Below are 26,787 nucleotides of genomic sequence, written 5' to 3'. Positions count from 1 at the left end.
GCGGACGAGGTTACAGCGTGATGTAGCGCCGCAGCCGCGGCCCGAGGCTGTTGGTCAGCGTCAGCGGCAATTTTTGCCAGACCGATTCCACGGCGGCGCGCGCCGATGAGTTGGCGTTTTCCGGCGCGGCCGGCGCCGGCGGCGCCATGCCTTCGGTGGTCCATTGCTGCCAGTCCAGCGGCCAGGGTTGCGCCCCCCACTGGCGTTTGAATTTGTAGGTGCCTTCGCCATAAGTGGAGCGGCCGAAATCAAACTGGGTCACGCCGGCAGCGCACAGGTGCGCTTGCAAACCCCAGTACAGCAGCATGTTGGGCGCCAGCGGATTGTATTCCGCCAGGGTGGACGCCCACGGGATCACGGCTTTGCTGCCGCAGCGCAGCACCAGTCCGGCGCCAACCACGGTGTGCTCCTTGCGCACCAGGGTCAGGAAAATCTCGTTACTGGCGCCATAGTGGCGCAGCATGGCGTCGAACAGGCCGCGGCTGTGCGGCGGGCTGCCCAGGCGGCGCATGTTCTGGCTGTAGACGTCATAAAAGCTGTGCACGTCGCGCGCGTCGGTGGAGACCGAGACGGTCAGGCCGTTCTTTTCCGCCTTGCGGATCTGGCTGCGCAATTTGGGCGGATAGGACGCCATCAGGCGTTCCGCGCTGTCGGGCAACGGCAGCAGCATGCGGACTTTTTTGCCGGCCAGGCTGTCGTCTTCCGGGGCCGCCTGCGAGGAAGAGCAGCGCAACTGCATCTTGCGCGCCCCGGCGCCCGCCAGGGACTGTACGGCATGCGCGGCCAGGCGCGCCGCGATCTCGGGCGTATCGGCCAGCGGACCGCCCACATCGCAAAATGGCAGTGCGATCCAGCGCGGCCGGCCCAGCGGCAAGGCCACTTCGCACAGCGGCAGCAAGCCGGCCAGCTTGCCGTTGCTGTCGTGGACCGTCAATACCCGTCCCGGATAGCCATAGGCATCCTGGACTGCCTGGCGCCACGCGTGCAAGTGGTAGGCGCTGCCCTGCGGATGCTGGCGGACATACTCGTCCAGCAAGGCATGGACTGGCGCGTCGTTCGGGTAAGAAGAAAAGTGCATGGACAGGGAGGGGGGGCCGGAAGGCTGGAAAAAGTTGCTTGTTGTTTAATGACTGGCAGGATTGTATGCTGGCCTGCCGCATATTGCCAGTCGGTAGAACTGCCGCGTGGATGTGAGTACAATCCCTGATCGGCATTATGAAAACACAAGGATTGTTGCATGGAAAGCTTTTTATGGGCCCTGAATTTGGTGGCGGTATGCCTGCTGTGTGGCTGGGCGCTGAAAGAAGACAGCCGCCCGCCTGACGATGCCGGTGTGGAACCGGCACCCGCCGACAAGGCCAAAGCCGACGCCGCACGCCGCCAGAAGCGCCCACTGTTTCCACGAAAGTAATTATGCGCGACTTGCTCTTTCTGATGTTGCTGCCGGTAATGCTGTATTGCATGTCCAAACGTCCGTTCATTGCACTGGGCATGTGGATCTGGACTGCGCTGTTTTTCCCGAATGCCTGGATGTATGGCCTGGGGACCGTGCCGCGCTATAACCTGATCTTCGCATTGCTGGCCATCATCGGCTATATGATGCAAAAAGAAAAAGTCCCGGTCAAATGGGGGGCGATCGGGACATTGGTCACGGTTTTTTTTGTCTGGACCAGTATTTCCAGCATCATGGGGATCGGCAATCCTGATCAGATCATGGACCGGTGGAACAACCTGCTGAAGATCGTCATGCTGTTTTACTTTGTCAATATGATCATGACAAAGAAATTGCATGTCGATTTCTTCCTGTGGTGCGTGGTCTTGTCGCTGGGTTTCTATGCCGTGGTGGAAGGGTTGAAATTCCTGTCCAGTGGCGGTGCGCATGCCATTGCCGGCTTCGCGGGCCACGTGCTGGGCGACCGCAATGAATTGGCGGTGGCCTGTGTGATGTTGCTGCCGATCTTGTTCTACCTGATGATCGAGTATGGCAAGCGTTCCAAGATCATACGGTTGGGCTTGCTGGGGACCATGGGTTTGACGGTCATGACCATTATCGGCACCCAGTCGCGGGGCGGGATGATTGCACTGGTCATGCTGTTTGGCTATATGTTCGTCAAGAGCGACCGCAAAGTGCCGCTGGCGCTGATTGCCATTGTGGTGGTGGGCGTGGCGTCGCATTTCATCAGCGCGGAATGGGCCAGCCGCATGGATACCATCGGTAACGCCGGCAAGGATGATTCATTCATGGGCCGGGTGGTGGCATGGAAGATCAGTTTTATCATTGCCGCCCATAATCCGGTCTTTGGCGGCGGTTTCAAGGCGGTAGAATTCTTCCCCGTCTGGCAAGAGATGGGGCAGCAATTCGATTCCTATGCATTCTTCCCGACCGGCGAGGCGCGGCCCGACCCGCGTACCGCCCATGCCGCCCACAGCTTTATTTTCCAGCTGCTGGGCGAACATGGTTTCTTTGGGCTGGCGTATTACCTGGCGTTTGTCGCGATTGCCTTCCGCAAGGCCGGCCTTGTCGCCAAGGCGGCCCGCCAGTATGCGGAAACCGCGTGGCTGGCCACCTTGGGCGTCATGCTGCAATTGGCGCTGTTTGCCTTTGTGCTGGGCGCCGCCGCACTGAGTTTTGCGTACTTTGACCTGACCTTTGCGATCCTGGCGATCATCCAGGTGCTCGATACCCGCATCCTGCCCGCTGAACTGGCGGCACTGCGCAAGCGGGAGGAACTGGAACCCGCGGCGGACGACAAGCCGTTGCGGCCCGCGTTGGCCAAGCGGTGACGATGTGACGTAAAAAAACCAAAGCCCGGCCAAGCCGGGCTTTGGTTTTTGAGGCAAGCAGTTTTAACGTGGCACGACGTTGAATTCAGGACCCGTGCTGTAGTCCGGCTTGACCGTGCGGCTGATGAATTGCTTCCATGCGGCGGCCCCGCCTGGGTTAGCGCCTACGCTATAGGCCAGCGCCGGCTGCATGTAGGACGGGTAGCCTTGCGGGTCGTCCGAATAGCCCGTCATTTGGCCCACTTTCATGCCCAGCGTGGTAGCCATCTGGGTCGAGCTGCAAGCCTGGGTCAGATTGGCCGCCGCGACGCTGTTGGTGTATGCCTGGCCGATCGTGGTGTAGATCGGCGAGGTGCTGGTGTCCCGTACTTTCAGGTTGTAGATGCCGCCAAAGATCCAGCAATAGCCGGTGCCCGTCATGCGGTCGACCGGGAATTTCGCTTTCCAGGCCAGCAGTGGCGCGGCTTTGCTATAACCGAGCTCGACCGTTACACCCACCGCGGCGGTGAAGTAATCGTCTTGCCATGGCGCCAGGCCGGTATTGTTGTTGTAGACGATGGCATAGCCGTTGATCAGCACACCCAATTTGTTGGCGGCCGGATTGTTGCTGTAGTTCGCGTGATACCAGTCGATGTTGTGGTTCAGGATGTTGGTGAAGTTGGCTTTTTGCGGGTCGGCGTCCGGCGTAATGTAGGCCGCTTGCGCCAGCGTACGCAGGCTCCATCCCTGGCCACGCACCTGATCGGATTTCAACAAGCCCTTGCCCGCTTCGCGGTAGCCTGGATTCGACGAGAACGTGTTGAAGTTGGCCCAGAATTGCAATTCTTCCAGATGATAATAATCGCCCGTGACCAGGTACGGCAGATAGGCGAACGACGGCTGGTGCGACTGGTCGGCCATCAGCGGGGAAGTGCAGCGCGTGGCAGGGCAATCCGGGAAAGCTTCCCGCAGCTTGGTCGCCGGGTTATAGGTATCGCCCGGGTTGCCCAGCCGCGTCATGTACGGGTACTCCGCCAGCGTGATCGGGCGGCCGGTGGTCTTGTTGCGGTAGTGGGACGACCAGCTGCCGGCTTGTTCCGACATGCCCAGCGTCGCGGCTTTCATGCGCTGGTCCATGCTGACCAGGTACATGGCGCCCCAGCGCGGCAGCAAGCCCAGGTCGATACGGCCGCCCGTCGCCGCCATGTAGGGTTCGGCCACGCCAGATTCCATCGGACCATTCTTGCTGGCCAGCCAACGCTTGCTCATGGCGTCGAGCGTGGTTTCCTTGATGGTCAGCATCTCGTAGTTGGGCAGCGCCTTGGTCGCAATCATGTAGGCGGCGTTGTGGCGCACATCCAGTTGTGGCGCGGTGCCCCACCAGAACGTTTCGCGCCAGCGCGCATGGTGGTAGTGCGTCAACCCGGTTTTGCTGTAGGCGGATTTGCCGCCCACCAGCACTTGCGCGTCATACGTGTAGTTTTGCGGCAGCGCTTCAAACGCCCACGTGTTCTCGATCGTCACGTCGACCCGTGCCGCGCTGGTGCCATAGGCACGGATGGCAAAACGGGCCGACAAGTGCGGATGTTCTTCGCCGGAGGCGGTTTTCAGCGGCGCCGACACCAGCCATTCATTGACCAGCGGGCCAGCCAGCCAGCTGGTCTGGCGGCCGGCCTTCAGCAAGCCGTCGGCCGACGCACTGTACAACTTGCCGCCGATGGTGGCGTTGAAGCTGGACGTGAAGCCCGCATTGAGCAGCTGGGTTGGCGCCACCCCGGCGCTGGCGGCCGTGGCCGCGCCCTTGGCCAGGTAAATCGTCTGGACTTGCTTGGGCATGCTGGTGGGCAGCACGGCCGTGATGATGGCGTGGCGTACCGAACCATCGGCATGGCGTGCCTTGACATCCACCTGCACCGGGATGGTGGACCCTGCGGAAGTTTTTGCGACGATGCCGTCCGTGCTCTTCACGTCGCCCTGGGAAAATACCTGGCCAAACGTGAAGGGCGTGTTGACTTGCGGTGCCGCCGCGGTGCTGGTCAGTTGCACCGGGGTGATGTAGGCGAAGGCCACGCCAGCATTCAGTACCGGTGCCGCGCCTACCGGCAGCAGGCCGGTGGCGGCGCCGGCCGACAGCGTGGCGCCACCCTGCACCGTCGAAGAGGACGTGGCCTGTTCCGTCGAAGCGTCCGAAGCTTGTTCCGTCGCAGCGGCGACCGGCACCGTGGCGCCCTTGGGGTCAATGTTGGTGGCGCCGCCGGTAATGGCCGGGCCGCCCATCGTCACGACGCTGGCAGGAGGCAGACTGGGAGTGTCACTATTGCCACCACCGCAGGCTGCGAGCGTAGCGCAGAGGACTGAGGCGAACATGGGTCGCAAGGAAGTGTTCAGGGAAGTGCGCATATCTGATCTGTCCTGGAAAATTGCGGCGCCGAAATGATGCCGTATGGATAGAGTTCAGATTAGCGCGAAAATAGTTGGGCACGGGAAAAACTTCACATTTCCCGTGGAAATAAATCCTAAAAACAACGCTTGATTGTCTTGTTGTTCAGCATGTTTGTCAAGGATAATTTTCACCGAAACAACAGCTGATATGTATCGGCTAAAATATATCCTATTGACATCAATGTGAATATTTGTTGCTATTAATGCATATGTATTGCGGCTAAACAATGCAATAATGTTATTGCTCTTCAGTTCGATTCGTTATAAAGCTTGCATTTATTTTTAAACTCAACGACGATAGCGACTATCCCTCCGAACACAACCATATATGTCGCGGAACGCCAACGCAGAACTTGTGTTGAGTGGTATCCTCGCCGACACTTAAGTAATGCTGGCGAGCTGAGCAGCTTGCGGCAGACTGACTCAATAGATGGATGCACAGATGAATGATCAATCCGAGCGCGGTGGCGCTTTTCCCCGCGTGGCGCAGCAATTGCGAACCGCCCGCTACCATTGGCTGGTTACCGGTGCGGCTGGGTTCATTGGTTCCAATCTGGTCGAAGCCCTGCTGAAGCTGGGTCAGCGCGTCACGGGCCTGGATAATTTCGCCACCGGCCACCAGCACAACCTGGACCAGGTTGCGGCCGCTGTTGGCGACGACGCCTGGTCCAACTTCCATTTCATCCGCGGTGATATCCGCATTCCCGCCGATTGCGCCCACGCGTGCGAAGGCGTGGATTTCGTGTTGCACCAGGCTGCGCTGGGTTCGGTATCGCGTTCGCTGGCCGATCCGCAAACCACCAATGACACCAATGTCACCGGCTTCCTGAACATGCTGACGGCCGCCCGCGACGCCAAGGCCAGGCGCTTTGTGTATGCCGCGTCGAGCTCCACCTATGGCGACCATCCGGCGCTGCCGAAGGTGGAAGACCGCATCGGCCAGCCGCTGTCGCCATATGCCGTTACCAAGTATGTGAATGAACTGTATGCCAGCGTGTTTGCACGCTGCTATGGCATGGAAAACATCGGCCTGCGCTATTTCAATGTGTTTGGCCCGCGCCAGGATCCGCACGGCGCCTACGCGGCAGTGATACCGCAGTGGGTGTCCGCACTGATCAATAACCAGCCGCTGGCCATCAATGGCGATGGCGAAACCAGCCGCGACTTTTGCTACATTGAAAATGTCGTGCAAGCCAACCTGCTGGCGGCCCTGGCCGATGCGCCGGACGCCGTCAACCAGGTATACAACGTGGCGCTGAGCGGTCGCACCAGCCTCAATCAGCTATATGCAATGATGCTGGCATTGCTGCAGCCACGCTTCCCGCATCTGTCCGGGCACCGTCCGCAATACAAGGATTTCCGCCCCGGCGATGTGCGTCATTCGCAGGCGGACATCAGCAAGGCGGCTCAACTGCTGGGCTACGTGCCTACACATAATATAGAACAAGGGTTGGCGCTGGCGATGGATTGGTATATCGCCAGCCTGACCCGTCCATAAAGACCGGGGATCAACCCGTTTCCTGCGGCGTCGTACGGCGTGCGGGATGTACGGGCGGGGAGGGAAGCATAAAAATGTTGCGAATATCTAATCATTACGTCTCCAAAGTCGCGTTCAGCTTGCTGCTCGTGGAAGTGCTCATCCTGATCGGCTCGTTCTATGTCGGATCAGCCGTCCGCTTCTTCGATGGCGAAGATTTCATCCTGCCGAAGCTGGAACACTTCCTGTTGTCAGCGTGCGTCTTTGCCGGCGCCATCGTGTTCAGCATGAGCGCGCTGGGCATGTACCAGTTGAACTTTGCGGATGGCTTGCGCAACCCGTTTTTCCTGCGCCTGATGCCATCGTTCGCGATGGCGTTCGGCATCCTGACCCTGGTGTTTTATATTGCGCCGGACCTGTATTTCGGCCGTGGCATCCTGATGCTGGTGTTCGGTATTTCCGCCGTGGGCATCCTGGCGGCGCGCGCGGTGTTCTTCACCACGTCGGAATTCCGCTTCCTGGAATCGCGCATCATGTTCCTCGGCATTGGTCCGCTGGCAAAGGAATGCGGTGACCTGGCGCTGACCGCGTCCAGCTACCATAAATATGATGTGGCCGGCTACGTGGCGATGCCCGGTGAAGAGTGCCGCGTACCGTCGTCGTCGGTGTTGCAGATGGAGCCGGGCATGTCGCTGGTGACGCTGGCGCGCCAGCACAACGCCAGTGAAATCGTGGTGGCGGTGCAAAACCGCCGTGGCGGTGCTTTTCCCATTCGAGAATTGCTGGAATGTAAGTTGTTCGGCATCATGGTGACCGATGCCGCCACCTTCTTCGAACGCGAAACCTACCAGATCCGTGTCGAGTCGCTGCAACCGAGCTGGCTGGTATTCGGCGGCGGTTTTGACCAGAGTTTCGTGCGCGTGTTCATGAAACGGATGTTCGATATCATCGTCTCGCTGATTATCCTGGCGCTGACCATGCCGATCATGCTGGTGACGGCACTGCTGATCCGCCTGGAAGACGGCGGTCCGGTGTTTTACAGCCAGGAGCGGACCGGCCGTGGCAATCGTCCATTCAAAGTCCATAAATTCCGCAGCATGGGCACCAATGCGGAAAAAGCGGGTAAGCCGATCTGGGCGCAGCGAAACGATCCGCGTGTCACGCATGTGGGCGATTTCATCCGCAAGGTCCGTATCGATGAATTGCCGCAGTTATGGAATGTGTTCAAGGGAGAAATGAGCTTTGTCGGCCCACGCCCGGAACGCCCTTTCTTCGTTGAACAGTTGAGCAACGATATTCCTTATTACAATGTCCGCCACAGCATCAAACCGGGGATCACCGGCTGGGCCCAGGTGCGCTACGGTTATGGCGCTTCCGTGGAAGACGCGGTGCAAAAGCTGCAATACGACTTGTATTACGTGAAGAACAACAGCCTGTTCCTTGATATCCTGGTATTGATCGATACGATGAAGGTGGTTTTGTTCGGCAGTGGCCGCTGATGCGGGGGGACACGGCATGATGAACGTGGTGGCGGCCAGCTATGGCTTGGCGGCGCTGGTGTTCCTGCTGTTGTTTGCACTGCAGATCAGTGCGTGGTACCGCCGCGCCTTTGCGCTGTCATTGGCGGGCGCCGCGCTGGCCAACGCCCTGTGGGCCGGACTGACCGCCTGGCATGGCTGGATGGAGTGGCCGCCGACGGTCCAGTCGAATGCGCTCGATGTCTTGCGCAATGCCGCCTGGGCTTATTTCATGCTGCTGTTGCTGGGTTATTTTCAGCCTGGCAGCGACTGGCGCGCACAGCGCCGCAGCCCCCTGCTGCGGCTGGTCGCGGCGGTCTATGGCGTGTATGCCTGTGTCACGGTGCTGAGTGTCTGGGCGCCTGCCCTGACCATGAGCCTGGGGGGCGTACCGCTGCTGGCGACCGTACAGGCCGGCGTGGCCGTGCTGGGCCTGATCCTGGTGGAGCAACTGTACCGCAGTAAAACGCCGCAAGAACGCTGGAGCATCAAATTCGCGTGCCTGGGTGTCGGCGGCATATGGATTTTTGATTTTTACCTGTACAGCGACGCCATGCTGTTCCGCCGTATCGATGTCGATATCTGGGCGGCGCGCGGCTTTGTCCATGTGCTGACGGTCCCGTTGCTGGCGATCGCGTCCGCGCGCGGCGCATCGTGGTCGTCCGAGCTGGTGGTGTCGCGCCGCGTCCTGTTCCATTCCGCGGCGCTGGCCGGATCCGCCTTGTATCTGCTGGCAATGAGCTCGGCCGGCTACTATCTGCGCTTTGTCGGCGGCGACTGGGGCTCGGTCATGCAACTGGCCTTCCTGTTCGGCGCCGCGGTCCTGCTGGTCGGGATCTTGTTTTCCGGCACTTTCCGGGCCTGGCTGAAAGTCTTCATCAGCAAACATTTTTATTCGTATAACTACGATTACCGCGAAGAGTGGCTGCGCTTTACGCGCCAACTGTCGCAGGAAGGTCCCGGCCTGGCCGACCGCACGATCCAGGCCGTGGCGGCGCTGGTGGAAAGCCATGGCGGCGCGGTCTGGATTTGCCGTGACAATGACCAGTGCGAACAGCTGGCGCACTGGAATTGTCCGGCCATCACGGAACCGGAACCGCTGACGTCGTCCTTTTGCCGCTTCCTGCAGGAGCGCCAGTGGGTGGTTGACCTGGCGGAATACGAGAGCAACGGTGAAATGTATGGCGACATGGTCTTGCCGGGCTGGCTGCGCCAGATTCCCCGCGCCTGGATCGTGGTGCCGCTGACCTTGCAAGGCCGCCTGTACGGCTTCATGCTGCTGCTGCAGCCGCGCAGCGCCATCCAGCTGAACTGGGAAGTCATTGATTTGCTGAAAATTGCCGGCAGCCAAGCCGCCAGCTACCTGGCGCAGCAGGAAGCCGTGACGGCGCTGATGCTGGCGCGCCAGTTTGAATCGTTCAACCGCATGTCGACGTTCGTGGTGCATGACCTGAAGAACCTGGTGGCGCAACTGTCGCTGCTGATTCCCAATGCGCACAAGCACCGCAACAACCCGGAATTCCAGAAGGACATGCTCGACACGGTGACCCACTCCGTGCAAAAAATGAAGCTGATGCTGCAAAAGCTCAGCCGTAACGATGCGCCGGAACGGCCCACGCCGCTGGCGATTGACCAGCTGTTGCGTCAGGCCGTATCCTTGAAAGCGGCATTCGAACCGACGCCGGAATTACGCGTGGAACAGGCCGGATTGCGGGTAGTGGCCGATGGTGAACGCCTGGAGCGCGTGCTGGGGCATCTGATCCAGAATGCCATCGAAGCGACGCCCCGGGATGGCAGCGTGACCATCACGCTGCGCGCCGAGGGTGGTGCGGTGCGCATCGACATTGCCGACACCGGGCAGGGCATGACGGAAGAATTCATCCGCGAGCGCCTGTACAAGCCCTTTGAGTCCACCAAGCCGGCCGGCATGGGCATCGGCGCGTTCGAAAGCCGTGAATACATACATGAATTGGGCGGCAGGCTGGACGTACGCAGCGCGCCGCAGCGCGGCACGACCTTCCATGTCACGTTGCCGCTGCATGCCCAGGAAGCACAGGACCGCGCGGCCTGACTGCGGGCCGCACACCATATCGCCAAAGGAATACTGTGAGCAAACCCAAGCTGTTGATCATTGAAGACGATCCAGGCCTGCAAAAACAATTGCGCTGGAGTTTCGACGCGTATGACGTGCTGGTCGCGGGCGACCGCGAAAGTGCGCTGGCGCAGATTCGCCGTCATGAGCCGGCCGTGGCGACCATGGACCTGGGCTTGCCGCCCGATCCGGACGGCGCCACCGAGGGCCTGGCCACGTTGCAGCAAATCCTGGCCATGGCGCCGGACACCAAGGTGATTGTCCTGACGGGCAACCAGGACCATGAACACGCGGTCAAGGCGATCGGCATGGGCGCCTACGATTTCCATCAAAAGCCGGCCGATCCGGATATCCTGGGCCTGGTGGTGCAGCGCGCGTTTTACCTGCACGCGCTGCAGCAGGAAAACCGCCGCATGCTGCAAACCCAGGCCGATTCGCCGCTGTCGGGCGTGATTTCGCGCGACGCGGGCATGCAAAAGGTTTGCCGCAGCATTGAAAAAGTCGCGCCGACGTCGGCGTCGGTCATGCTGCTGGGCGAAAGCGGCACCGGCAAGGAAGTGCTGGCGCGCGCGCTGCACCAGCTGAGCCCCCGCGCCAAAGAACGCTTCATGGCCATCAATTGCGCGGCGATCCCGGAAAACCTGCTGGAATCCGAGCTGTTCGGCTATGAAAAGGGCGCCTTCACCGGCGCGGCCAAGCAAACCAAGGGCAAGGTCGAACTGGCGCATGGCGGCACCTTCTTCCTCGACGAAGTCGGCGACTTGCCGATGGCGCTGCAAGCCAAATTGCTGCGCTTCCTGCAAGAACGCGTGATCGAGCGGATTGGTGGCCATGAAGAAATTCCCGTCGACGTGCGCATCGTGTGCGCGACGCACCGCAACCTGAAAGAGCTGGCTGCGGCCGGCCGCTTCCGCGAAGACTTGTATTACCGCCTGTCGGAAATCGTCGTCACGATTCCGCCGCTGCGCGTGCGGGTCGGCGATGCGGCGCTGCTGGCCCACCACTTCAAGAACAAGTTCTGCGCGCAGGAAAGCCGCGCCACCCTGCATTTCAGCCAGGAAGCCATCAGCGTGATTGAAAACCACCCTTGGCCGGGCAATGTGCGGGAAATGGAAAACTGCATCAAGCGCGCCGTGATCATGGCCGATGGCGCGCAGATCGTGCCCGATGACCTGGGACTGGCGACCGATCCGGGACAGGACGAACCGCTGAACCTGCGCCAGGTGCGCGACGAGGCGGAATACAAGGCCATCGTCAAAGTGCTGGCGCGGGTGGACGGCAACATTGTCAAGGCTTCCGAACTGCTGGGCATCAGCCGCCCGACCATGTATGACTTGATGAGCCGCCACGGCATCAGCGCCAATGCATAAGCGCAGCCGCCAGAGCGCGACGCCGCGCAAGGGCCGCCGCTGGCTGTGGCTGGCGGGCGTCATGCTGACCTTGTCCGCCGCGGCGGCCGGGGGCGTACTGTATTTCCTGAATGACCTGGGGATTACGCCGCGCTCGCTGGGGCCGTATGTCGCGCGGCGCAGCGACGGCCATAATGCCGTGATTGAAGGCATCGGCCAGACTGTCCGCAAGGTGCTGTTGCACGTCGACCGTGGCGACCCGCCTTACCGCCAGACCGAATGGACCAGCAGCATCGGCGTGCAGGCCGGCGGATCGCCCGATGCCGGGCCCGCCAACGGACAGGAAGTGCTGGTCTCGAGCACGCCGGAAATGGTGCGTGCGATCGCCGCCGCCACGCCGGGCCAAGTCATCACGCTGCTGCCCGGGCGTTACTTGATCGATCAGCGGGTGACGGCCCTGAAACCCGGCACGGCCGATGCGCCGATCACGGTGCGCGCGCGCCAGCCGGGCAGCGTGCACATGCTGATCGGTACCGGCGAAGGCTTCAATATCCAGGCGCCCTACTGGCGTTTTGAGAACCTGTCGCTGCAAGGAAATTGCAACAAAAACACGTATTGCGAACACGCTTTTCACGTGGCGGGCGGCGCCCACCATTTTGCCGCGGTCAACAATACGATCGTCGATTTTGACGCGCACTTCAAGATCAATGGCGAAAAGGGCCGGTTCCCCGACCATGGATTGATTGCATCGAATACGCTGCGGAATAATTCGATCCGCCTCACCACCAAGCCCGTGACGCCGGTCGACCTGGTGGCGGCCAGCCACTGGGTGATCCGCCGCAACCTGATCAGCGATTTCATCAAGGGCGACAGTGACCTGATCAGCTATGGCGCGTTCGTGAAGGGCGGCGGCGGCAATAATGTACTGGAACAGAATATCGTCATTTGCGAAGACAAGTTGCGCGGCGCCCCCGGGCAGCGCATCGGCCTGTCGCTGGGCGGTGGCGGCACGGGAAAATCCTATTGCCGCGATGGCCGCTGCCTGACGGAGCAGACCGGCAGCGTGCTGCGCTCGAACCTGGTGGCGGGCTGTTCCGACGACGGGATTTACCTGAATGCTTCGGCGCAGAGCAAGCTGATGCACAACACGCTGGTCGATACCGGCGGCATCACGGTGCGCTTCCCGGAAAGCAGCGCCGACATCGAAGGCAACCTGGTCGACGGGATTATCCGCAGCCGCGACGGTGGCGTGCTGAGGCTGGCGGACAACCGCCACGTCTCGGCGGCGCGGCTGTATTTTGGCGGCCATCCGCAGCGGGACTTGTTCCGCGATCCGCTGGCGCTGGACTTCCATTGGCGCACGCCGGCCGAACGCCGCGTTGCCGCGAGCGAAGCGGTGCCCGACCTGTGCGGCGCCCGGCGTCCTGACGCGCCGCGCTATGGCGCGTTTGAGGACTTTGCCGCGTGCCTGGCAAAAAACTGACCCAATACATTGCAAACATAAATTTTTTGAGGATAAGTTATGTCAATCTTCGCAGGCGTGTTCGCGCGCCGGGCGGGTACGCCGATTCCCCCGCAACTGACTGAGCAATTGCGCGCCGCGGTTTCGCGCAATCCGCAGGATGCAGGGAAGTTGCATGAGTTTGCCGATGGCCGCGCGCTGCTGTTGTCACTGGATGTCGGCGCCCTGGGAGGCGACGGCGCCTATGCCAGCCCGGACCTGGTGGCCTTCGCCGCCGGCGCGCCGCTGCTGCAAGCGCCTGGCACGGCGCCGCAGGGACGGGCGGACAGCATTGCGGCGATTGCCCGCGACTTGGCCGGCGCGGGACAGCAGGCATTGCGGGCAACGCGCGGCACGTTCTGTGCGATGGTCTATGAAACCGGTGCGCAGCGGCTGCACCTTGTGACGGACAAGAGCGGTGTGCGGCCGGTGTATTGCTGGATTTCCCCGGATTACATTGTGTTTGCCACGGCGCTGCGCATCATTGAAGCGGTGCAGTACTGCAAGAAAACCCTGAGCCTGCGTGGCGTGGCGGAGTCGTCCTGCTTTGGCTTCCCGCTGGCCGACCGCACGCCTTACGACAATGTGATTTGCATGCTGGCCGGCGAAGTGTTCAGCGCCGCCAACGATGGCGTGCGGCGGACCCGCTACTGGCGCTGGGACGAGCCGATGCCGGCCGCCGCGTCCGCGCTGCCGGGCCCGCAACGCCTGTACCAGTCTTTCCAGGACGCGGTGCGCATCCGCCTGGGCAGCGACAAGTCGACCGCGGCGTTCCTCAGCGGCGGCCTTGATTCGCGCGTGATCGTGGCGGAACTGCGCCATGCCGGCGCCGAAGTGTTCACGTCCAACTACGCGATGCCGGGCAGCCAGGACCAGGTCCTGGGCAAAATGATTGCCGATCGCCTCGGCACCCACCACACGCCGCTGACGCGCGTGGCGCTGGTCGAAGGCGATCCGTACAGCAAGGCGACCGTGCGTGAATGGTTGAAATCGCCGGACTACGTGGCCACCAACCCGCCGCGCCCGAACGTTCTGTGGTCGGGCGATGGCGGCAGTGTGGGCCTGGGCCATGTCTACCTGAACGCCGCGACGATCGCCGCGATGCGCAAGGGCAACGTGCAGGAATCGATCGACAGCTTCTTTGCGTATAACCGCCTGGGCCTGTCGGTCAAATTGTTCAAGCCGGAAGTCGGCGCCGAAATGACGCGCCTGGTCAATGACGGCGTGCGGGAAGAACTGGAAGCGCTGAAGCCGGCCGATCCGGGACGCGCGTGGTACCTGTTCCTGATGATGAACGACCAGCGCCGCCACCTGTTCAACCACTTCGAATCGATGGATTTGACGCGCCTGGAATTCGAGCTGCCGTTTTTTGACGGTGAATTCCTGGCCGACGTGATGCGCGAACCGTTTGACCCGTTCCTGCGCCATGTGTTCTATGTCGACTGGCTGAAATGCTTCCAGCCGGCCGTTGCCGGCACCCCGTGGCAGGCGTATCCCAACCACGCGCCGTGCCCGTTGCCGTTGCCGGAAGGGGCGTCGTACCAGTGGGACGGGATCAGCGCGGACGAAGTGCGCAAGAAGATCGCCGAGGCCTTGCAGTCGGGGCGTGAACTGCGTTCGTCGCCGGCGTTCACCAGCAAGTTCCTGGGCCTGTTCCGCATGCCATTGTTCATGCTGGCGCTGCGCCTGAGCGGCCGCGATTATACGTACCAGCTGCGCGCACCGGCGCTGCTGCATTATTACTGGACACGCACGCTTGCGGGCTGAACGGCAGATGGTCAGACACAGGCATAGCCAATGAAGTTGCATACAGAAATCCTGCGGGGATTGAAATGGACCGCGGGGGCCAAGCTGGGAAGCCAGCTCATCACCTGGGGCATCACGATTTACGTGATGCGCCTGCTGTCGCCCGCCGATTACGGTTTGCTGGCCATGGCCACGGTGTTCCTGGCGCTGCTGGGGATGTTTGCCGAGGTGGGGCTCGGCCCGGCGCTGGTGCGCAGCACCGAGCTGTCCGAGCAGACGCTGCGGCGTGCCTATGGCATCGTATGGACCGTCAACCTGGCGCTGTTCGTGCTGTTGAACCTGGGCGCGGGCCTGATCGCTGATTTCTATACGGAACCCAAGCTGGTGCCCGTGTTGCGCGCGCTGTCGCTGCAATTCCTGCTGATCCCGCTGGGGGTGATTCCCGATGTGATGTTGCAGCGCGAGCTGGAATTCAAGTATCGCTCGCTGACCGAGCTGGCCGGCGCGGTGATCAGCAGCCTGGTCACACTGGGCATGGCGATCGGCGGCTATGGTGTCTGGGCGTTGATTGCGGGAACGCTGGCGACCCACCTGACCAAAGTGGTGATCCTGAACCTGGTGGCGCCGTTTCGCGCCTTGCCCAGCTTTGCACTGGGCGGCATGCGCCAACTGGTGATTTTCGGCGGCAATGTGACGGCGTCCCGCTTCCTGTGGTTTTTCTTTACGCAAGTCGATGCCGTGATTGTCGGCCGCCTGCTGGGCGAGCATGTGCTCGGTCTGTACTCGGTGGCGATGCACCTGGCGTCGCTGCCGGTGCAGCGGGTCTCGGCCATCCTGAACCAGGTCGCGTTCCCCGCCGCATCCCGCTTCCAGCATGACCGCGCGGCGATCAGCGCGCAATTGCTGAAAGCGATCGGCTATGTCAGCCTGATCGCCTTCCCGGTCCTGTGGGGCATGTCGTGCGTCGCGGTGGAGTTGATCCCGGTATTGCTGGGGCCGGACTGGAGCGAGGCCATCCTGCCGTTCCAGATACTGACGCTGGTGATGCCGTTCCGGATGATCGTCGGCTTCCTGCCGACCATTACCGATGCGATCGGCCGCTCCGAAGTCGCGCTGCACAATGCGGTGCTGGGCTGCGTGGTGATGCCGGTCTCGTTCTACATCGGCAGCCATTGGGGCATTGCCGGTGTGGCGTATGCATGGCTCAGCGCCTATCCCGTGGTGCTGTTCATTAATTTGCGCCGGATGCTGGGCGTGATCGGCATTCCACTGATGGACGTGGTGCGCCAGGTGGCGCCGGCGCTGACGGCGGCGGCCGGGATGTACATTGCCGTCTGGATGGTGCGGGCGGGATTGGGCGGCCGCTATGCGCATACGACGGCATTGGCGGTGGAGATCGCCAGCGGCGTCGGCGGCTATGCGCTATTGAGCCTGGTATGCAACCGCACTCTGGTCCTGGAACTGCTGCGCCAGGTCCGCTCCAGGCGCCCCCCGGTGGGGCCGTGATGCGCGCCGCGCCAGCGTTGGCTGGATCGGCACAGTGTGTCAAAATGCTGACAGTATTGCAACGCTGTAGCGGCAGGGCCCACACCTTGACAAACCCGCTGTCCGGGATGGACAGCATTTCCACTCTCTCACTATCAGGACTACCGTGTTTCAATTGCTAAGGTCTATCAAGAATCAGCTTTCCCCGCAGCCGCCATTGAGCGAGATGGCCAAGGCCGAACTGGCGGTCGACAAGCGTGGCTTGCCAGCCGCCGATCCGGGCTGCGAGGCGGTCATTGCCGCGTGCACCCGCTGGCTGTGCGTGGCGCAGGATCAGTCGGCGTCGAACGATGGCGGTGTCGCGCGCGATTTCAGCCTGCAAAAAGGCTGGGCCACCTCCTATCCGGAAACCACCGGCTACATCATTCCGACCATGATCACCATGGCGCGCCGCAACCATGACGACAGCTTGCACGAGCGCGCGCGCCGCATGCTGGACTGGTGCGTGGCGATCCAGTTCAAGGAAGGCGGCTTCCAGGGCGGCAAAATCGATTCGACCCCGGTGGTGCCGGTCACGTTCAACACCGGCCAGATCCTGATCGGCCTGGCGGCCGGCGCCGCCGAATACCAGGATGCGCGCTATCTGGACGCCATGCACCGTGCCGCGGCCTGGCTGCGTGACACGCTGGACGAGGATGGCTGCTGGCGCAAGTTCCCGACCCCGTTCGCCAAGGCCGGCGAGAAAGCCTATGAAACCCATGTGTCGTGGGGCTTGTTCGAAGCCGAGCGCGTGGCCCCCGGCCATGGCTACGGCGCGGCCGGCCTGCGCCAGGTGGACTGGGCGGTCTCCAAGCAACAGCCGAACGGCTGGTTCGCGTCGAACTGCCTGACCGATGCCGATAACCCGCTGACCCATACCATCGGCTATGTCTTGCGTGGCGTGCTGGAAGGGCACTTGCTGTCGGGCCGCGACGATTTGCTGCAAGCGGCGATCCGCACCGGCAAGAGCCTGGTGGAAGAAATCGGCCCGGACGGTTACCTCGGTGGCCGCCTGGACCGCAAATTCAAGCCGGCCGTCAATTACGTATGCCTGACCGGCTCGGTGCAGATCGCGCACTGCCTGTTCCTGCTGTTCCGCCTGACCGGCGAAAAGCGCTACCTGGAAGCGGGCCGCCGCCTGACGTCGTTTGTGCGCCGCACGGTGCGCCTGGAAGGCGACCCTGGCATGGCGGGCGGAATCAAGGGCTCGTTCCCGGTCAGTGGCGATTATGGCCAGTGGGAATACCTGAACTGGGCCGCCAAGTTCTGCATCGACGCGAACTTGCTGGAAGTCGAGCTGGCCAATGCTTGAACCGCTCAAGCGCACCATCAAGGCCTGGCTGGAAGCGGCGCGCCGCCGCAGCAGTGAGCAGCGCATCCGCCAGTCCAGCCGCGCCGTGACGCGCGCCGCCCTGGCCGCCGACTTGGCGCGGCTGGGCATCGGGCGGGGCGACACGGTGTTCCTGCATTCGTCGCTGAAAAGCCTGGGGTATGTGGAGGGCGGTGCCTCGGCCGTGATTGGCGCGCTGCAGGACGTGGTGGGGGCGGAAGGCACGCTGCTGGTGCCGACCTATTACCTGCCTGGCGGCACCGTCAAGGCGACTTGTGAAATGAGCGGCTATGTGTTCGATCCGCGCGCGCACGGCACCAATATGGGCCGCTTGCCGGAAGCGTTCCTGGCGGAAGCCGCGACCCACCGCAGCGTGCATCCGACCCATTCGGTGTCGGCCTGGGGACGCCACGCGGAATTCTTGACCAGCGGCCACCATCGCGCGCCGTCGATCTTTGGCGAGGGCTCCCCATGGCAGCGATTCGTCGGCATCGAGGGCGCCAAGGTGCTGGGACTGGGCGTGTCCATGGGACCGGTGACGTTTTACCACGTGCTGGAAGATGCGCTGGGCGCCGCGTTCCCGGAACCGATCTGGGAAGAGCGCATTTACCAGTTACCGTGCCTGGACCGGGAAGGACAGCGCTGGGACGTGCCGATCCGGCCGTTTGCCCCGGCCGTGGCGGCGCGCCGTATCGATTACGCGGCGCGCGAAGACTTGCGCAATTACTTTGCACAGGAATTCGACCGGGCCGGATTGCGCGTCAATGGCAACGTGGGGGATGCCCAGGCCTGGTTTATTCCCGGGCAGGCTTTCTTTGACCACTTGAAGCAGCTGTCCGCCGAAGGCATTACGATTTACTCGACGCCGGAACAGCTGGCGGCGCGTCCCTTGGCGTAACGCCCTGCGGGCCGCCCGACGGGCGTCAGGTCGACGCCTGCCGGGTTGATTGGGTTGATTGGGTTGATCGGGCTTATTGGACCTGTTGGGTTTTTGCGGCCTGTTCTTCCAGCACTTCGTTCAGCAAGAGCGCCAGCTGATTGCTGCGTGAGCGGCGCGAATAATGCTGGCTGGCGTTTTCCGGCGGCAAAGGCGCTTCGCGGTTTTGCAGCAACGTGATGAAGCGCATCACGCCTTCCATAATATCTTCCTTGTTGTCCAGGCGGGCAATGGTATCGATGCCGGCCCCGCGCAACGTGGCGGCGGTGTCGCCGGCGGGATCGGTCAGCGCCAGGATCGGGCGGCGCGCGCGCAGATACTCGTACAGCTTGGCCGGAATCTGTGCATTGCAGTGGCTGGCCTGCATCACCAGCAAGCCGTCCGCGTCGAGCATTTCCGCCAGGGCGGCGCGGTACGGAATATGCGGCTCCAGCACCACCAGGCCGCGCAGGCCAAACTTGTCAATCAGCGTGTTCAGCAAGTCTTCGTGCACGGCCGCACGCAGCACCACGCGCAGGCTGTCGGGGCTGATCAGGCCCTGGCGGCGCAATGTACCCAGCGCGTCCAGCATCGGCGCCGGATCGCGTTCGAGCGGATAAATAATCCCACTGTGCAGCAACACCAGCGGTCCGCCCGGCGGCTTGGCCGCCGGCTTGTAGTTGGCGGTCGCGCGGACGAAATCCTCTTCATCGTAGCCATTTTCAATCAGGCGGAAGCGCGATTCCGGAATTTCCGGATAACGGGCGCGGTAGACTGCGCGGGCGCCCGGCGTGGTGAACACCAGCCGCGTGCAGTTGCGCACGGTGAGTTTTTCGACCCAGCGGTAAGCCCGCCACACCAGCGGGTTGGCAGGAGAATTTTGTTCCGTCATCGGGTCGCGCATATCGGCGATCCAGGGCAGGCCGGCATAGCGCTGCAGGCAATAGGCGATCAGGTGGGCGGTGGGAATCGGATAGGTCGACCAGATCACGCGCGGACGGTGTTCGCGGATCAGCTTGAGGCCGGCCGGCACCGCGCCGAACAGCCACGTGATCCAGCGGTCGGGCAGGGCCATGGCGCGCAGGTAGCGGCCGCGCACGGCCAGGTGGCGGGCGGAATCGAGCGCAAACGCGCGGCGCACCACGGCGTTGCCCGGCACATCACCCATCTGGTCGTCACTGCTGTCGGCATAGGCGCGGCGGTGGGCCGACAGCACCAGCGGCTGCCAGCCCAGCGCCGGCAAATGCTGGGTAAATTTCAGCGTCCGCTGGATGCCGCTGCTGCCCCGCTGCGGCGGAAAGTGGAACGCCACCATCAGCACACTGGGTTGGGCCGGTCCGGAATGACTGTCAACCATGGCAGGTTCCTGCGTATCGCTGTGCGGCGCGGCAGGCTGCAGCGGCGGGTCGATGGTATCGGTGGGGGGACATGGCGTGCTCCGGGTATGCATCTGCGGCTTTCGTTTCGTAGTATTTTGTTTGCATAAGGGTAACACGTATTGTTACCTTTAAAAGATCTGGGCGGCCAATATCGGTCATGGCTGCGTTCCGGCGAGTATAGTGCGCAACGCGCCGGCGATGGCATCGAGTTCCTGGGCGGACAGCGCCTGGTGGCAGGGCAAGCCCAATACCCGCTGCGCCAGGTCGCTGGCGTTGGCGCAGGCGCCGGCCGCCGCGCCCATCGGCTGGCCGAAGCGCACCAGTGGCACGCCGGCGGCCTGCAAGCGTTCAAACACCGGTTCAGGATTGTCCACCAGCAGCGGAAAGACCCACGGCACGACATGTTCCGGCAGCGCCGCATGCAGCGGGCGGCAGCCGGGCAGGCCGCGCACGGCTTGTTCCAGCACCAGGTAATGGCGGCGGCGGCGGCGGCACAGGTCCTGGCGCGATGACAGTGCCAGGAGCGCCCGCGAAAACCAGGCGCTGCGCTTGTCCAGCCATTGCGGATCATAATCGAAACCGTTGTCCGACGCGGCCGGCGCCAGTTGCTGCCGTGCCGGCGGCAGGCCGCGCTTGCGCCAGCGCCACAGCGCCAGCAGCACCCGCTGCGGCAATGCCAGCAGCAGGGCGCAAACGCGCAGGCGGCCATGGTCGAAACTGCGTTCCAGCGCGCCAAACGCGGCCTTGGCCTCGAACAGCGGACCCGCCGATTGCAGCCGCACCTGGTCCAGCGGATGCCGGGCGGAGGCGATGCAGCCGCCATCGAAGGCGGGGAAAAATTTCATGGTGCTGGCGGCGGCATAGTCGCCCCAGGCGCCCAGCGGGCGGCCGCCGTGGGAACCAAACAGGCTGTGCGCGCAGTCTTCCAGCAGCGGCACGCCGTGGCGGTCGCACAGCGCCCGGATCGGGGCCATTTGCTGGGGAAAACCAAAATAGTGCGTCACCATCACGGCGCTGGCGCCCGGCAGGCGGGCGGCCAGGTCATCGAGGTCCACCCCGGCATCCGCGCCGATGCGGTAAAACTCCGGCTGGGCCCCGAGGTGCCGCACCGGCGGCACCATCGACGCGCTGTGGTAAGCGGGGATGAGCACGCGGCCGCCGGGCTGCACGCCCATGGCGCGCAGCGCCAGGCCGATCGCCATGCGGCCGCTGGTGACGAGGCGGCGCTGGCGCAGATCGAGCACGCACGGCACGCAGGCGCCCCAGTGCGGCACGAAGGCGCGCCATTCCAGGACTGGCGCGAGCGGCGCCAGCCAGCGCGCAGGCCGGACCGGCAGGTCAGCGGCAACCATGCTGCCGCTCCCCGCCATGCCGTGCCGCGTCTGTGTGCCGGAGCTGCGCCATGGTTATCCCGCCAGCCAGCGCAGCAAGCGCAGCATGTAAAAGAACGTGGTGGCGTCCCATGGCCGCGAACGGGGCACCATATACACGTCTTGCGTCACGGTGACCGGGCCGGGCGCCGTCGTGAAGGCGGCGTCGAAGCCGGCCTGGCGGGCCATCATCACGTGGCGGTTGTCAAAGTCCAGTCCGGCCTTGCCGTTGGGATAGGCAAAATACCGCACGGGGGCGCCCGTGATGGCTTCCAGGGTCTGTTTGCTCTCCACCATTTCACGCAGCGCTTCCTGGTCCGACAGGCTGGTCAGGATCGGGTGCGATACCGTGTGGGCGCCGATTTCAATGCCGGCCTGGTGCAGGGCACGGACCATGTCCGAGCCCAGCATGAGGGGCTGCGTGCTGGCGCCGGTGATGGTTTCCAGGCTGGCGATCAGCGCCATGCGCTCCTGCGGCGGCAAGTACTTGGCGCGTTGCGTCAATTCATGCACGGCAGTGCAGCGCTCCGCCACGCTGCTCAGCGGGTACAGGCCGGCGCCCGCGGCGCGCATGTCCAGCGTGTCGCCCGGTACCGAGCGCACGGCTTCCACGATGCGGTCATTCCACATGCTTTCGTGGTTATCGACATAACCGCTGGTGACAAACACCGTGGCCGGCAAGTTAAATTCCTGCAGCACCGGCAGCGCCAGTTCGTAGGTCGAGCGGTAGCCGTCGTCAAACGTGATGCACACGGCGCGCGGCGGCATGGCGCGCTGCTGCAGCGCCTGCATGGCCTGGTGCAGGGGCAGGACATTGAAGCAGTCCGCCAGCATTTTCATGTGTTCGCGGAACACGGCGACATCCGGCTCATTGCCCAGCAGTGGATCGTGTTTTTCCAGGATGCGGTGGTAATTGACGATGCACAGGCGTCCCCGGCCGGCCTGCCACAGTGAATAACTGTTGCCGATGGCGCGCATCAGCGCCGGCAGCGGCGCCGCGGATCGCTGGTAGGTGCTCATGCCGCGCTGCTCCGCGGCGCCGGACGTGCTGGTTTCACTGTACGTGTTCCACGATGATTTTTTCAAAAAGCTCAATCTGGCCCCGGGTGGTAAAGTCCCAACTGAATTGCTCGGCATAACGGCGCGCCGCCGCGCGGTCCGGATTGCGTTCGCGCAGCCGTAAAATAGCGTCGGCCACGCCGTCGCTGCTGTATTCGGACATCAACAGGCCTGCTTCAGGCGCCGCCACCACTTCCGGCGAGCCGCCGACATTGCTGGCGACCACCGGCGTGCCGCACGCCATCGACTCCAGCAAGACATTGGCCCAGCCTTCCCGGCTGGACGCCAGCACCATCAGGTCGGCCGCGTTGAAGACCTTTTTTAATTCCGTTTGCGGCACGGAACCGAGGAAGCGTACCCGGTCGGCCACCCCCAGCTCGCGCGCCAGCGCTTCCAGTTTGGCCCGGTCCGGGCCATTTCCAGCGATCAACAGTAACACATCGGGCAAGCGTTGCAGCGCCCGGATGATCAAGTGGTGGCCTTTCAATTCGATCAGGTTGCCCACCGAGACAATGGTATACCGGTCGATCGCCAGTTGCTCGCGGACCGCCGCCCGGTCCAGCGGCGCGAAGCGCTGCAAGTCGACGCCGTTGCGCAGCGGCGTCACGGCGGCCGGCGATACGCCCAGCCCCACCAGCTGTTCTTTCAGCGCCTGGCTGACGGTAATGATCCCTTTGGCCTGCTGCGCGGCCCACACGATCAGGCGGCGCGGTACCGGGAAATGCTGGAACAGGTTGACGTCCGAACCGCGCGCGGTGATCACCACCGGCTTGTTGAAGTACTTGCCCAGCATGGCGGCGGCCACCCCATCGGGATAAAAATAATGGGCGTCGATCGCATCGAAATCATAGCCTTCGTCGAGCAGCCTGCCCACTTCCTGCCTGGCGCCGCGCGCCAGCAGCCACGGCGCGGCGTTCATGCCGACCTTGGGGATCGTCAGGTAGCGCGGATGGACGATGTCCAGACCATTGCGGATTTCACGCCGGGGCACGCGCGCATACTTGGCATATTGGCCGAAGCGCGGATGGCTCGATGGAAACCACGGCACCGGCGCCACCACCCGCGCCTGCACCTCGCCACTGGCCACCAGGTGCGCCAGCCGGGTTTCCACGAAAATGCCGTGGCCAGGCTGTTCCTGGTTGGGAAACAGGGTGCTGAACGTCAAAAGCTTCATGATGAATCAGGCCTTGCCTTTGCTCAGCGCCGAATAGACCGGGCGATAGCGCGCCACGCTGGAGGCCCAACTGCGTTCCGCCTCCACGAAGTGGCGGCCCTGCGCGCGCATTTCCGGCCAGCGCTGCTGCGCCGCCAGCAGCGCCAGCACCTGGTCGGCCAGCGCCTGCGGATCGCCGGCGGTAAACAACATGCCGGTCTTGCCGTGCTCGATCAATTCCTTGTGGCCGCCCACGTCGGACGCCACCAGCACGCGGCCCTGCGCCATCGCTTCCAGCGGCTTCAATGGCGTGACGAGGTCGGTCAGGCGCATTTTCAGGCGCGGGTAGACCAGCACGTCGACCAGGTCGTAATAGCGCTGCACTTCGCTGTGCGGCACCCGGCCCGTGAAGATCACCTGGTCTTGCACGCCGAGGTCTTTGGCCTGGGCTTTCAGCGCGGCGTCCTGCGGACCGCCGCCGACCAGCAGCACGCGGATTTCCGGGTTGATCTTGAGCATGGCCGGCAGTGCCTGCAGCAGCACGTTCAAGCCTTCATAGGCGTAGAACGAGCCGATGAAGCCCAATACGGTCTTGCCTTCCAGGCCCAGCTTCGCGGCCAGCGCGTGGTCTTTCTCGCCGCCGACGCTGAAGTCGTCAATGTTGACGGCGTTCGGGATCACGGTCAGCTTGCTGGCCGGGATGCCGCGGGTGGCGATGATTTCACTGCGCAATCCTTCGCAAATGGTGGTGGCGGCATCGGCGCGGCGCAGCACATAGGTTTCCATCGCGCGCGTCAGGCGGTAGCGCATGCCCCATTCCTTGGCCGTGCCGTGGTCGACCGCCGCATCTTCCCAGAAGGCGCGGATTTCATACACCACCGGAATGCCCAGTTTTTTGCCCACGCGCAGCGCGGCCACGCCGTTCAGCGCCGGGGAGTGCGCATGCAGGATATCCGGTTTGACTTCCCTGGCCACCTGCAGCAGGCGCGCGGCCAGCTTGTCGATGATGGCCAGCTGGCTCAGCACCGGCAGGCGCGCCATCAGGCCATCGGTGGGTCCGGTGCGGTAAAACGCCAGGCCGTCGACCTGTTCCAGCCCCTGCTGCGTGCCTTCATGCTTGGAGCTGGTGATATGGCAGGTGTCCCAGCCCAGCGCGCGCTGCTGGCGCAGGATCGAGCGGGTGCGGAAGGTGTAGCCGGTTTGCACCGGGATCGAGTGATCGAGCACGTGCAAAATGCGCAGGCCCTGTTTTTCTTGGACATTCATGAATTTATGCTGCCATTTCTTTACGGAGGAATGCTTCGAACATCAGCAGGGTCCAGATGAAGGCGGCATTATCGCGCCGCCCGGACAGGTGGTGTTCCACCAGCTCCTGCAGGAAACCCTGGTTGAAAATGCCCGTGTCGGCCAGCAGGGGGCCCAGCAGCGCATCGCGCATGCGCTGCTTCAGCGGGCCGCGCAGCCAGGCCGCCAGCGGGATGGAAAAGCCCATTTTCTTGCGGTACAGGATATCGTGGGACAAATGTCCCTCCAGGCTTTTCTTGAAGATGTATTTGCCTTCGCCGCCTTTGAGCTTGATCGACGACGGCAGGCCGGACACCCATTCGACGAACGTGTGGTCCAGCAGCGGCACCCGCACTTCCAGCGAGTGCGCCATGCTGGCGCGGTCGACCTTGGTCAGGATATCGCCCGGCAGGTAAGTCTTGAAGTCGACGTATTGCAGGATCGACAGCGGATCGTCGGTCGGCGCGCGCTTGGCGTGTTCCAGCATCACGCTGCTGGCGCTGTAGCCCTGCAGTTTGGCCTTGAAGCCATCGGAAAACAGTTGCGCGCGCATCCGGTCCGGCATGATCGACACGCCGTGGAAATAGCCTTCCACCAGGTCGCGCGCGATCGCTTCGAACGTGGTTTTCGCGCGGAACACGCGCGGCGCCCAGTCGGCCTTCGGATACAGCTTGCCGAGCGTGCCGAACACCGGCTTGCGCAGGCTGGCCGGAATGCGGTCGCGCACGCTGTGTTCGGCCATCGCCATGCGGTAGCGGCGATAGCCGGCGAAACTTTCATCGCCGCCATCGCCCGACAGCGATACCGTCACGCGCTGGCGCGCCAGCTGGCACACGCGGTAGGTCGGGATGGCGGAACTGTCGGCATACGGTTCGTCATACAGGTGCACCAGTTCATCGACCAGGCTGTAGTCGGATTCGCTGACGATCTGCGCGTGGTGGCGGGTGCCGTATTGCTGCGCCACCTGGTTGGCATACGCGGTTTCATCGAATTGCGGGTTGTCGAAGCCGATCGAGCAGGTGTTGACCGAGGGCGCATCCTTTTGCGCCATCATGGCCACCACGGCGGACGAATCCACGCCGCCGGACAGGAAGGCGCCCAGCGGGACTTCCGCCACCATCTGGCTGCGCACGGATTCCTGCACCCGTTCGACCAGTTCGCGCGCGATATCGGCTTCGCTGCCCGCCTGCACCGGCTTGAACGGCAAGTCCCACCAGCGCTCCTGGGTCACTTGCGTGTCGCCCACCTTCAGCACGATGCGATGGCCCGGCTGCAATTTGAAGGCGCCATTGAAAATGGTCTTCGGTTCCGGGATATAGCCGTAGGCGAAGTAATCTTCGATCGCTTGCGGATTCAGTTCGCGCGACAGTTCCGGGTGCGTCATGATCGATTTCAGCTCGGAGCCGAAGACGAAATAGCCGGTCGGCAGCAGCGAATAAAACATTGGCTTGACGCCGATGTGGTCGCGCGCCAGGAACATGGTCTGCTGCTTGCGGTCCCAGATCGCGAAGGCGAACATGCCGCGCAGGCGGTGCACGCAATCGGGGCCCCACGCTTCCCATGCATGCAGCACCACTTCGGTATCGGACTTGGTCTGGAACTGGTAGCCCATGTCCTTCAATTCGGCCATCAGTTCGCGGTAATTATAGGTTTCGCCGTTGTAGACGATCACCACGCTGCGGTCGGCGCTGAACAGCGGCTGCTGGCCGGTGGCCAGGTCGATCACGGACAGGCGGCGGTGCCCCATGCCCAGCGCTTTTTCCAGGTACAGCTCGCCCTCGTCGGGGCCGCGATGGTGCTGGCTCTCGTTCATGCGGTGCAGCGCCGCGCGGTCGATGTCGCGCTGGCCTTGCGTATCAAAGATTCCAACTATTCCACACATGGT

General features: G+C 63.0%; 19 protein-coding genes. 11 read left to right on the top strand and 8 right to left on the bottom strand.

The features are described from left to right. Positions 1-10: 10 nt before the first annotated feature. Positions 11-1,078: a FemAB family XrtA/PEP-CTERM system-associated protein gene (locus AC1RRC_RS11940; protein ID WP_493055688.1), complete on the bottom strand. Its 1,068-nt coding sequence runs from the start codon at positions 1,076-1,078 to the stop codon at positions 11-13. 159 nt (positions 1,079-1,237) lie between these two features. Here AC1RRC_RS11940 and AC1RRC_RS11935 point away from each other — a divergent pair, with 159 nt between their 5' ends. Both AC1RRC_RS11935 and AC1RRC_RS11930 read left to right on the top strand, forming a co-directional pair. Continuing rightward, on the top strand, positions 1,238-1,411 hold the full coding sequence (locus AC1RRC_RS11935) for a hypothetical protein (RefSeq protein WP_493055687.1): 174 nt from the start codon (positions 1,238-1,240) through the stop codon (positions 1,409-1,411). A 2-nt stretch (positions 1,412-1,413) separates the two neighbouring features. Then, positions 1,414-2,784 (top strand): putative O-glycosylation ligase, exosortase A system-associated, encoded by a 1,371-nt coding sequence (locus tag AC1RRC_RS11930; protein WP_493055686.1) that lies wholly within the window; start codon positions 1,414-1,416, stop codon positions 2,782-2,784. A 63-nt stretch (positions 2,785-2,847) separates the two neighbouring features. On the opposite strand, the gene AC1RRC_RS11925 is transcribed toward AC1RRC_RS11930, so the two are convergent. After that, positions 2,848-5,040, bottom strand: coding sequence for an RIFT barrel domain-containing protein (locus AC1RRC_RS11925; protein ID WP_493055994.1), 2,193 nt, complete (start codon positions 5,038-5,040; stop codon positions 2,848-2,850). A 607-nt stretch (positions 5,041-5,647) separates the two neighbouring features. Between AC1RRC_RS11925 and AC1RRC_RS11920 the strand changes: the two genes are divergently transcribed. The 9 genes from AC1RRC_RS11920 (at position 5,648) to AC1RRC_RS11880 (ending at position 18,639) form a co-directional block, all read left to right on the top strand. Then, positions 5,648-6,703: an SDR family oxidoreductase gene (locus AC1RRC_RS11920; protein WP_493055685.1), complete on the top strand. Its 1,056-nt coding sequence runs from the start codon at positions 5,648-5,650 to the stop codon at positions 6,701-6,703. 74 nt (positions 6,704-6,777) lie between these two features. Continuing rightward, positions 6,778-8,181 carry a TIGR03013 family XrtA/PEP-CTERM system glycosyltransferase gene (locus AC1RRC_RS11915; protein WP_493055684.1) on the top strand — a complete coding sequence of 468 codons (1,404 nt, stop codon included), beginning with the start codon at positions 6,778-6,780 and terminating at the stop codon, positions 8,179-8,181. 16 nt (positions 8,182-8,197) lie between these two features. Further along, the gene (gene prsK / locus AC1RRC_RS11910) at positions 8,198-10,270 is read left to right on the top strand and encodes an XrtA/PEP-CTERM system histidine kinase PrsK (RefSeq protein ID WP_493055683.1); all 2,073 of its coding nucleotides are present in this window, start codon (positions 8,198-8,200) and stop codon (positions 10,268-10,270) included. 35 nt (positions 10,271-10,305) lie between these two features. After that, a complete protein-coding gene (prsR, locus tag AC1RRC_RS11905; RefSeq protein WP_493055682.1) occupies positions 10,306-11,661 on the top strand; it encodes a PEP-CTERM-box response regulator transcription factor in 1,356 nt (451 codons plus the stop codon). After that, positions 11,654-13,123, top strand: coding sequence for a right-handed parallel beta-helix repeat-containing protein (locus tag AC1RRC_RS11900; RefSeq protein ID WP_493055681.1), 1,470 nt, complete (start codon positions 11,654-11,656; stop codon positions 13,121-13,123). Before prsR ends, AC1RRC_RS11900 begins: the two co-directional genes overlap by 8 nt. A gap of 39 nt (positions 13,124-13,162) precedes the next feature. Next, positions 13,163-14,908, top strand: coding sequence for an asparagine synthase-related protein (locus tag AC1RRC_RS11895; RefSeq protein ID WP_493055680.1), 1,746 nt, complete (start codon positions 13,163-13,165; stop codon positions 14,906-14,908). A 30-nt stretch (positions 14,909-14,938) separates the two neighbouring features. Further along, positions 14,939-16,393, top strand: coding sequence for a lipopolysaccharide biosynthesis protein (locus tag AC1RRC_RS11890; protein ID WP_493055679.1), 1,455 nt, complete (start codon positions 14,939-14,941; stop codon positions 16,391-16,393). A 196-nt stretch (positions 16,394-16,589) separates the two neighbouring features. Next, complete coding sequence (locus tag AC1RRC_RS11885) at positions 16,590-17,723, top strand: hypothetical protein (RefSeq protein ID WP_493055678.1); 1,134 nt, start codon at positions 16,590-16,592, stop codon at positions 17,721-17,723. Then, positions 17,716-18,639 (top strand): AAC(3) family N-acetyltransferase, encoded by a 924-nt coding sequence (locus tag AC1RRC_RS11880; protein WP_493055677.1) that lies wholly within the window; start codon positions 17,716-17,718, stop codon positions 18,637-18,639. The genes AC1RRC_RS11885 and AC1RRC_RS11880 overlap by 8 nt, the downstream gene beginning before the upstream one ends. A 73-nt stretch (positions 18,640-18,712) precedes the next feature. Here the strand turns inward: AC1RRC_RS11880 and AC1RRC_RS11875 are convergent, their stop codons facing one another. The 6 genes from AC1RRC_RS11875 to AC1RRC_RS11850 all read right to left on the bottom strand — a co-directional run bounded on the left by AC1RRC_RS11875 (position 18,713) and on the right by AC1RRC_RS11850 (position 26,784). After that, on the bottom strand, positions 18,713-20,107 hold the full coding sequence (locus AC1RRC_RS11875) for a glycosyltransferase (protein WP_493055676.1): 1,395 nt from the start codon (positions 20,105-20,107) through the stop codon (positions 18,713-18,715). An 84-nt stretch (positions 20,108-20,191) separates the two neighbouring features. Then, complete coding sequence (locus AC1RRC_RS11870) at positions 20,192-21,388, bottom strand: DegT/DnrJ/EryC1/StrS family aminotransferase (protein WP_493055675.1); 1,197 nt, start codon at positions 21,386-21,388, stop codon at positions 20,192-20,194. A 54-nt stretch (positions 21,389-21,442) separates the two neighbouring features. Further along, positions 21,443-22,492: a polysaccharide deacetylase family protein gene (locus AC1RRC_RS11865; RefSeq protein WP_493055674.1), complete on the bottom strand. Its 1,050-nt coding sequence runs from the start codon at positions 22,490-22,492 to the stop codon at positions 21,443-21,445. Further along, positions 22,461-23,639: a glycosyltransferase family 4 protein gene (locus tag AC1RRC_RS11860; RefSeq protein WP_493055673.1), complete on the bottom strand. Its 1,179-nt coding sequence runs from the start codon at positions 23,637-23,639 to the stop codon at positions 22,461-22,463. The genes AC1RRC_RS11865 and AC1RRC_RS11860 overlap by 32 nt, the downstream gene beginning before the upstream one ends. A 6-nt stretch (positions 23,640-23,645) precedes the next feature. After that, entirely contained in the window at positions 23,646-24,860 is a 1,215-nt protein-coding gene (locus AC1RRC_RS11855) for a TIGR04063 family PEP-CTERM/XrtA system glycosyltransferase (protein WP_493055993.1), read from the bottom strand. 28 nt (positions 24,861-24,888) lie between these two features. Continuing rightward, positions 24,889-26,784, bottom strand: a complete 1,896-nt coding sequence (locus tag AC1RRC_RS11850; protein WP_493055672.1) for an XrtA/PEP-CTERM system amidotransferase — start codon at positions 26,782-26,784, stop codon at positions 24,889-24,891. Positions 26,785-26,787 lie beyond the last annotated feature (3 nt).

This window comes from Pseudoduganella sp. GW821-FHT12E03, from assembly GCF_058807115.1.
Note: the sequence above shows the minus strand (reverse complement) of the source record. Positions and strands in the feature narration are given on the sequence as shown.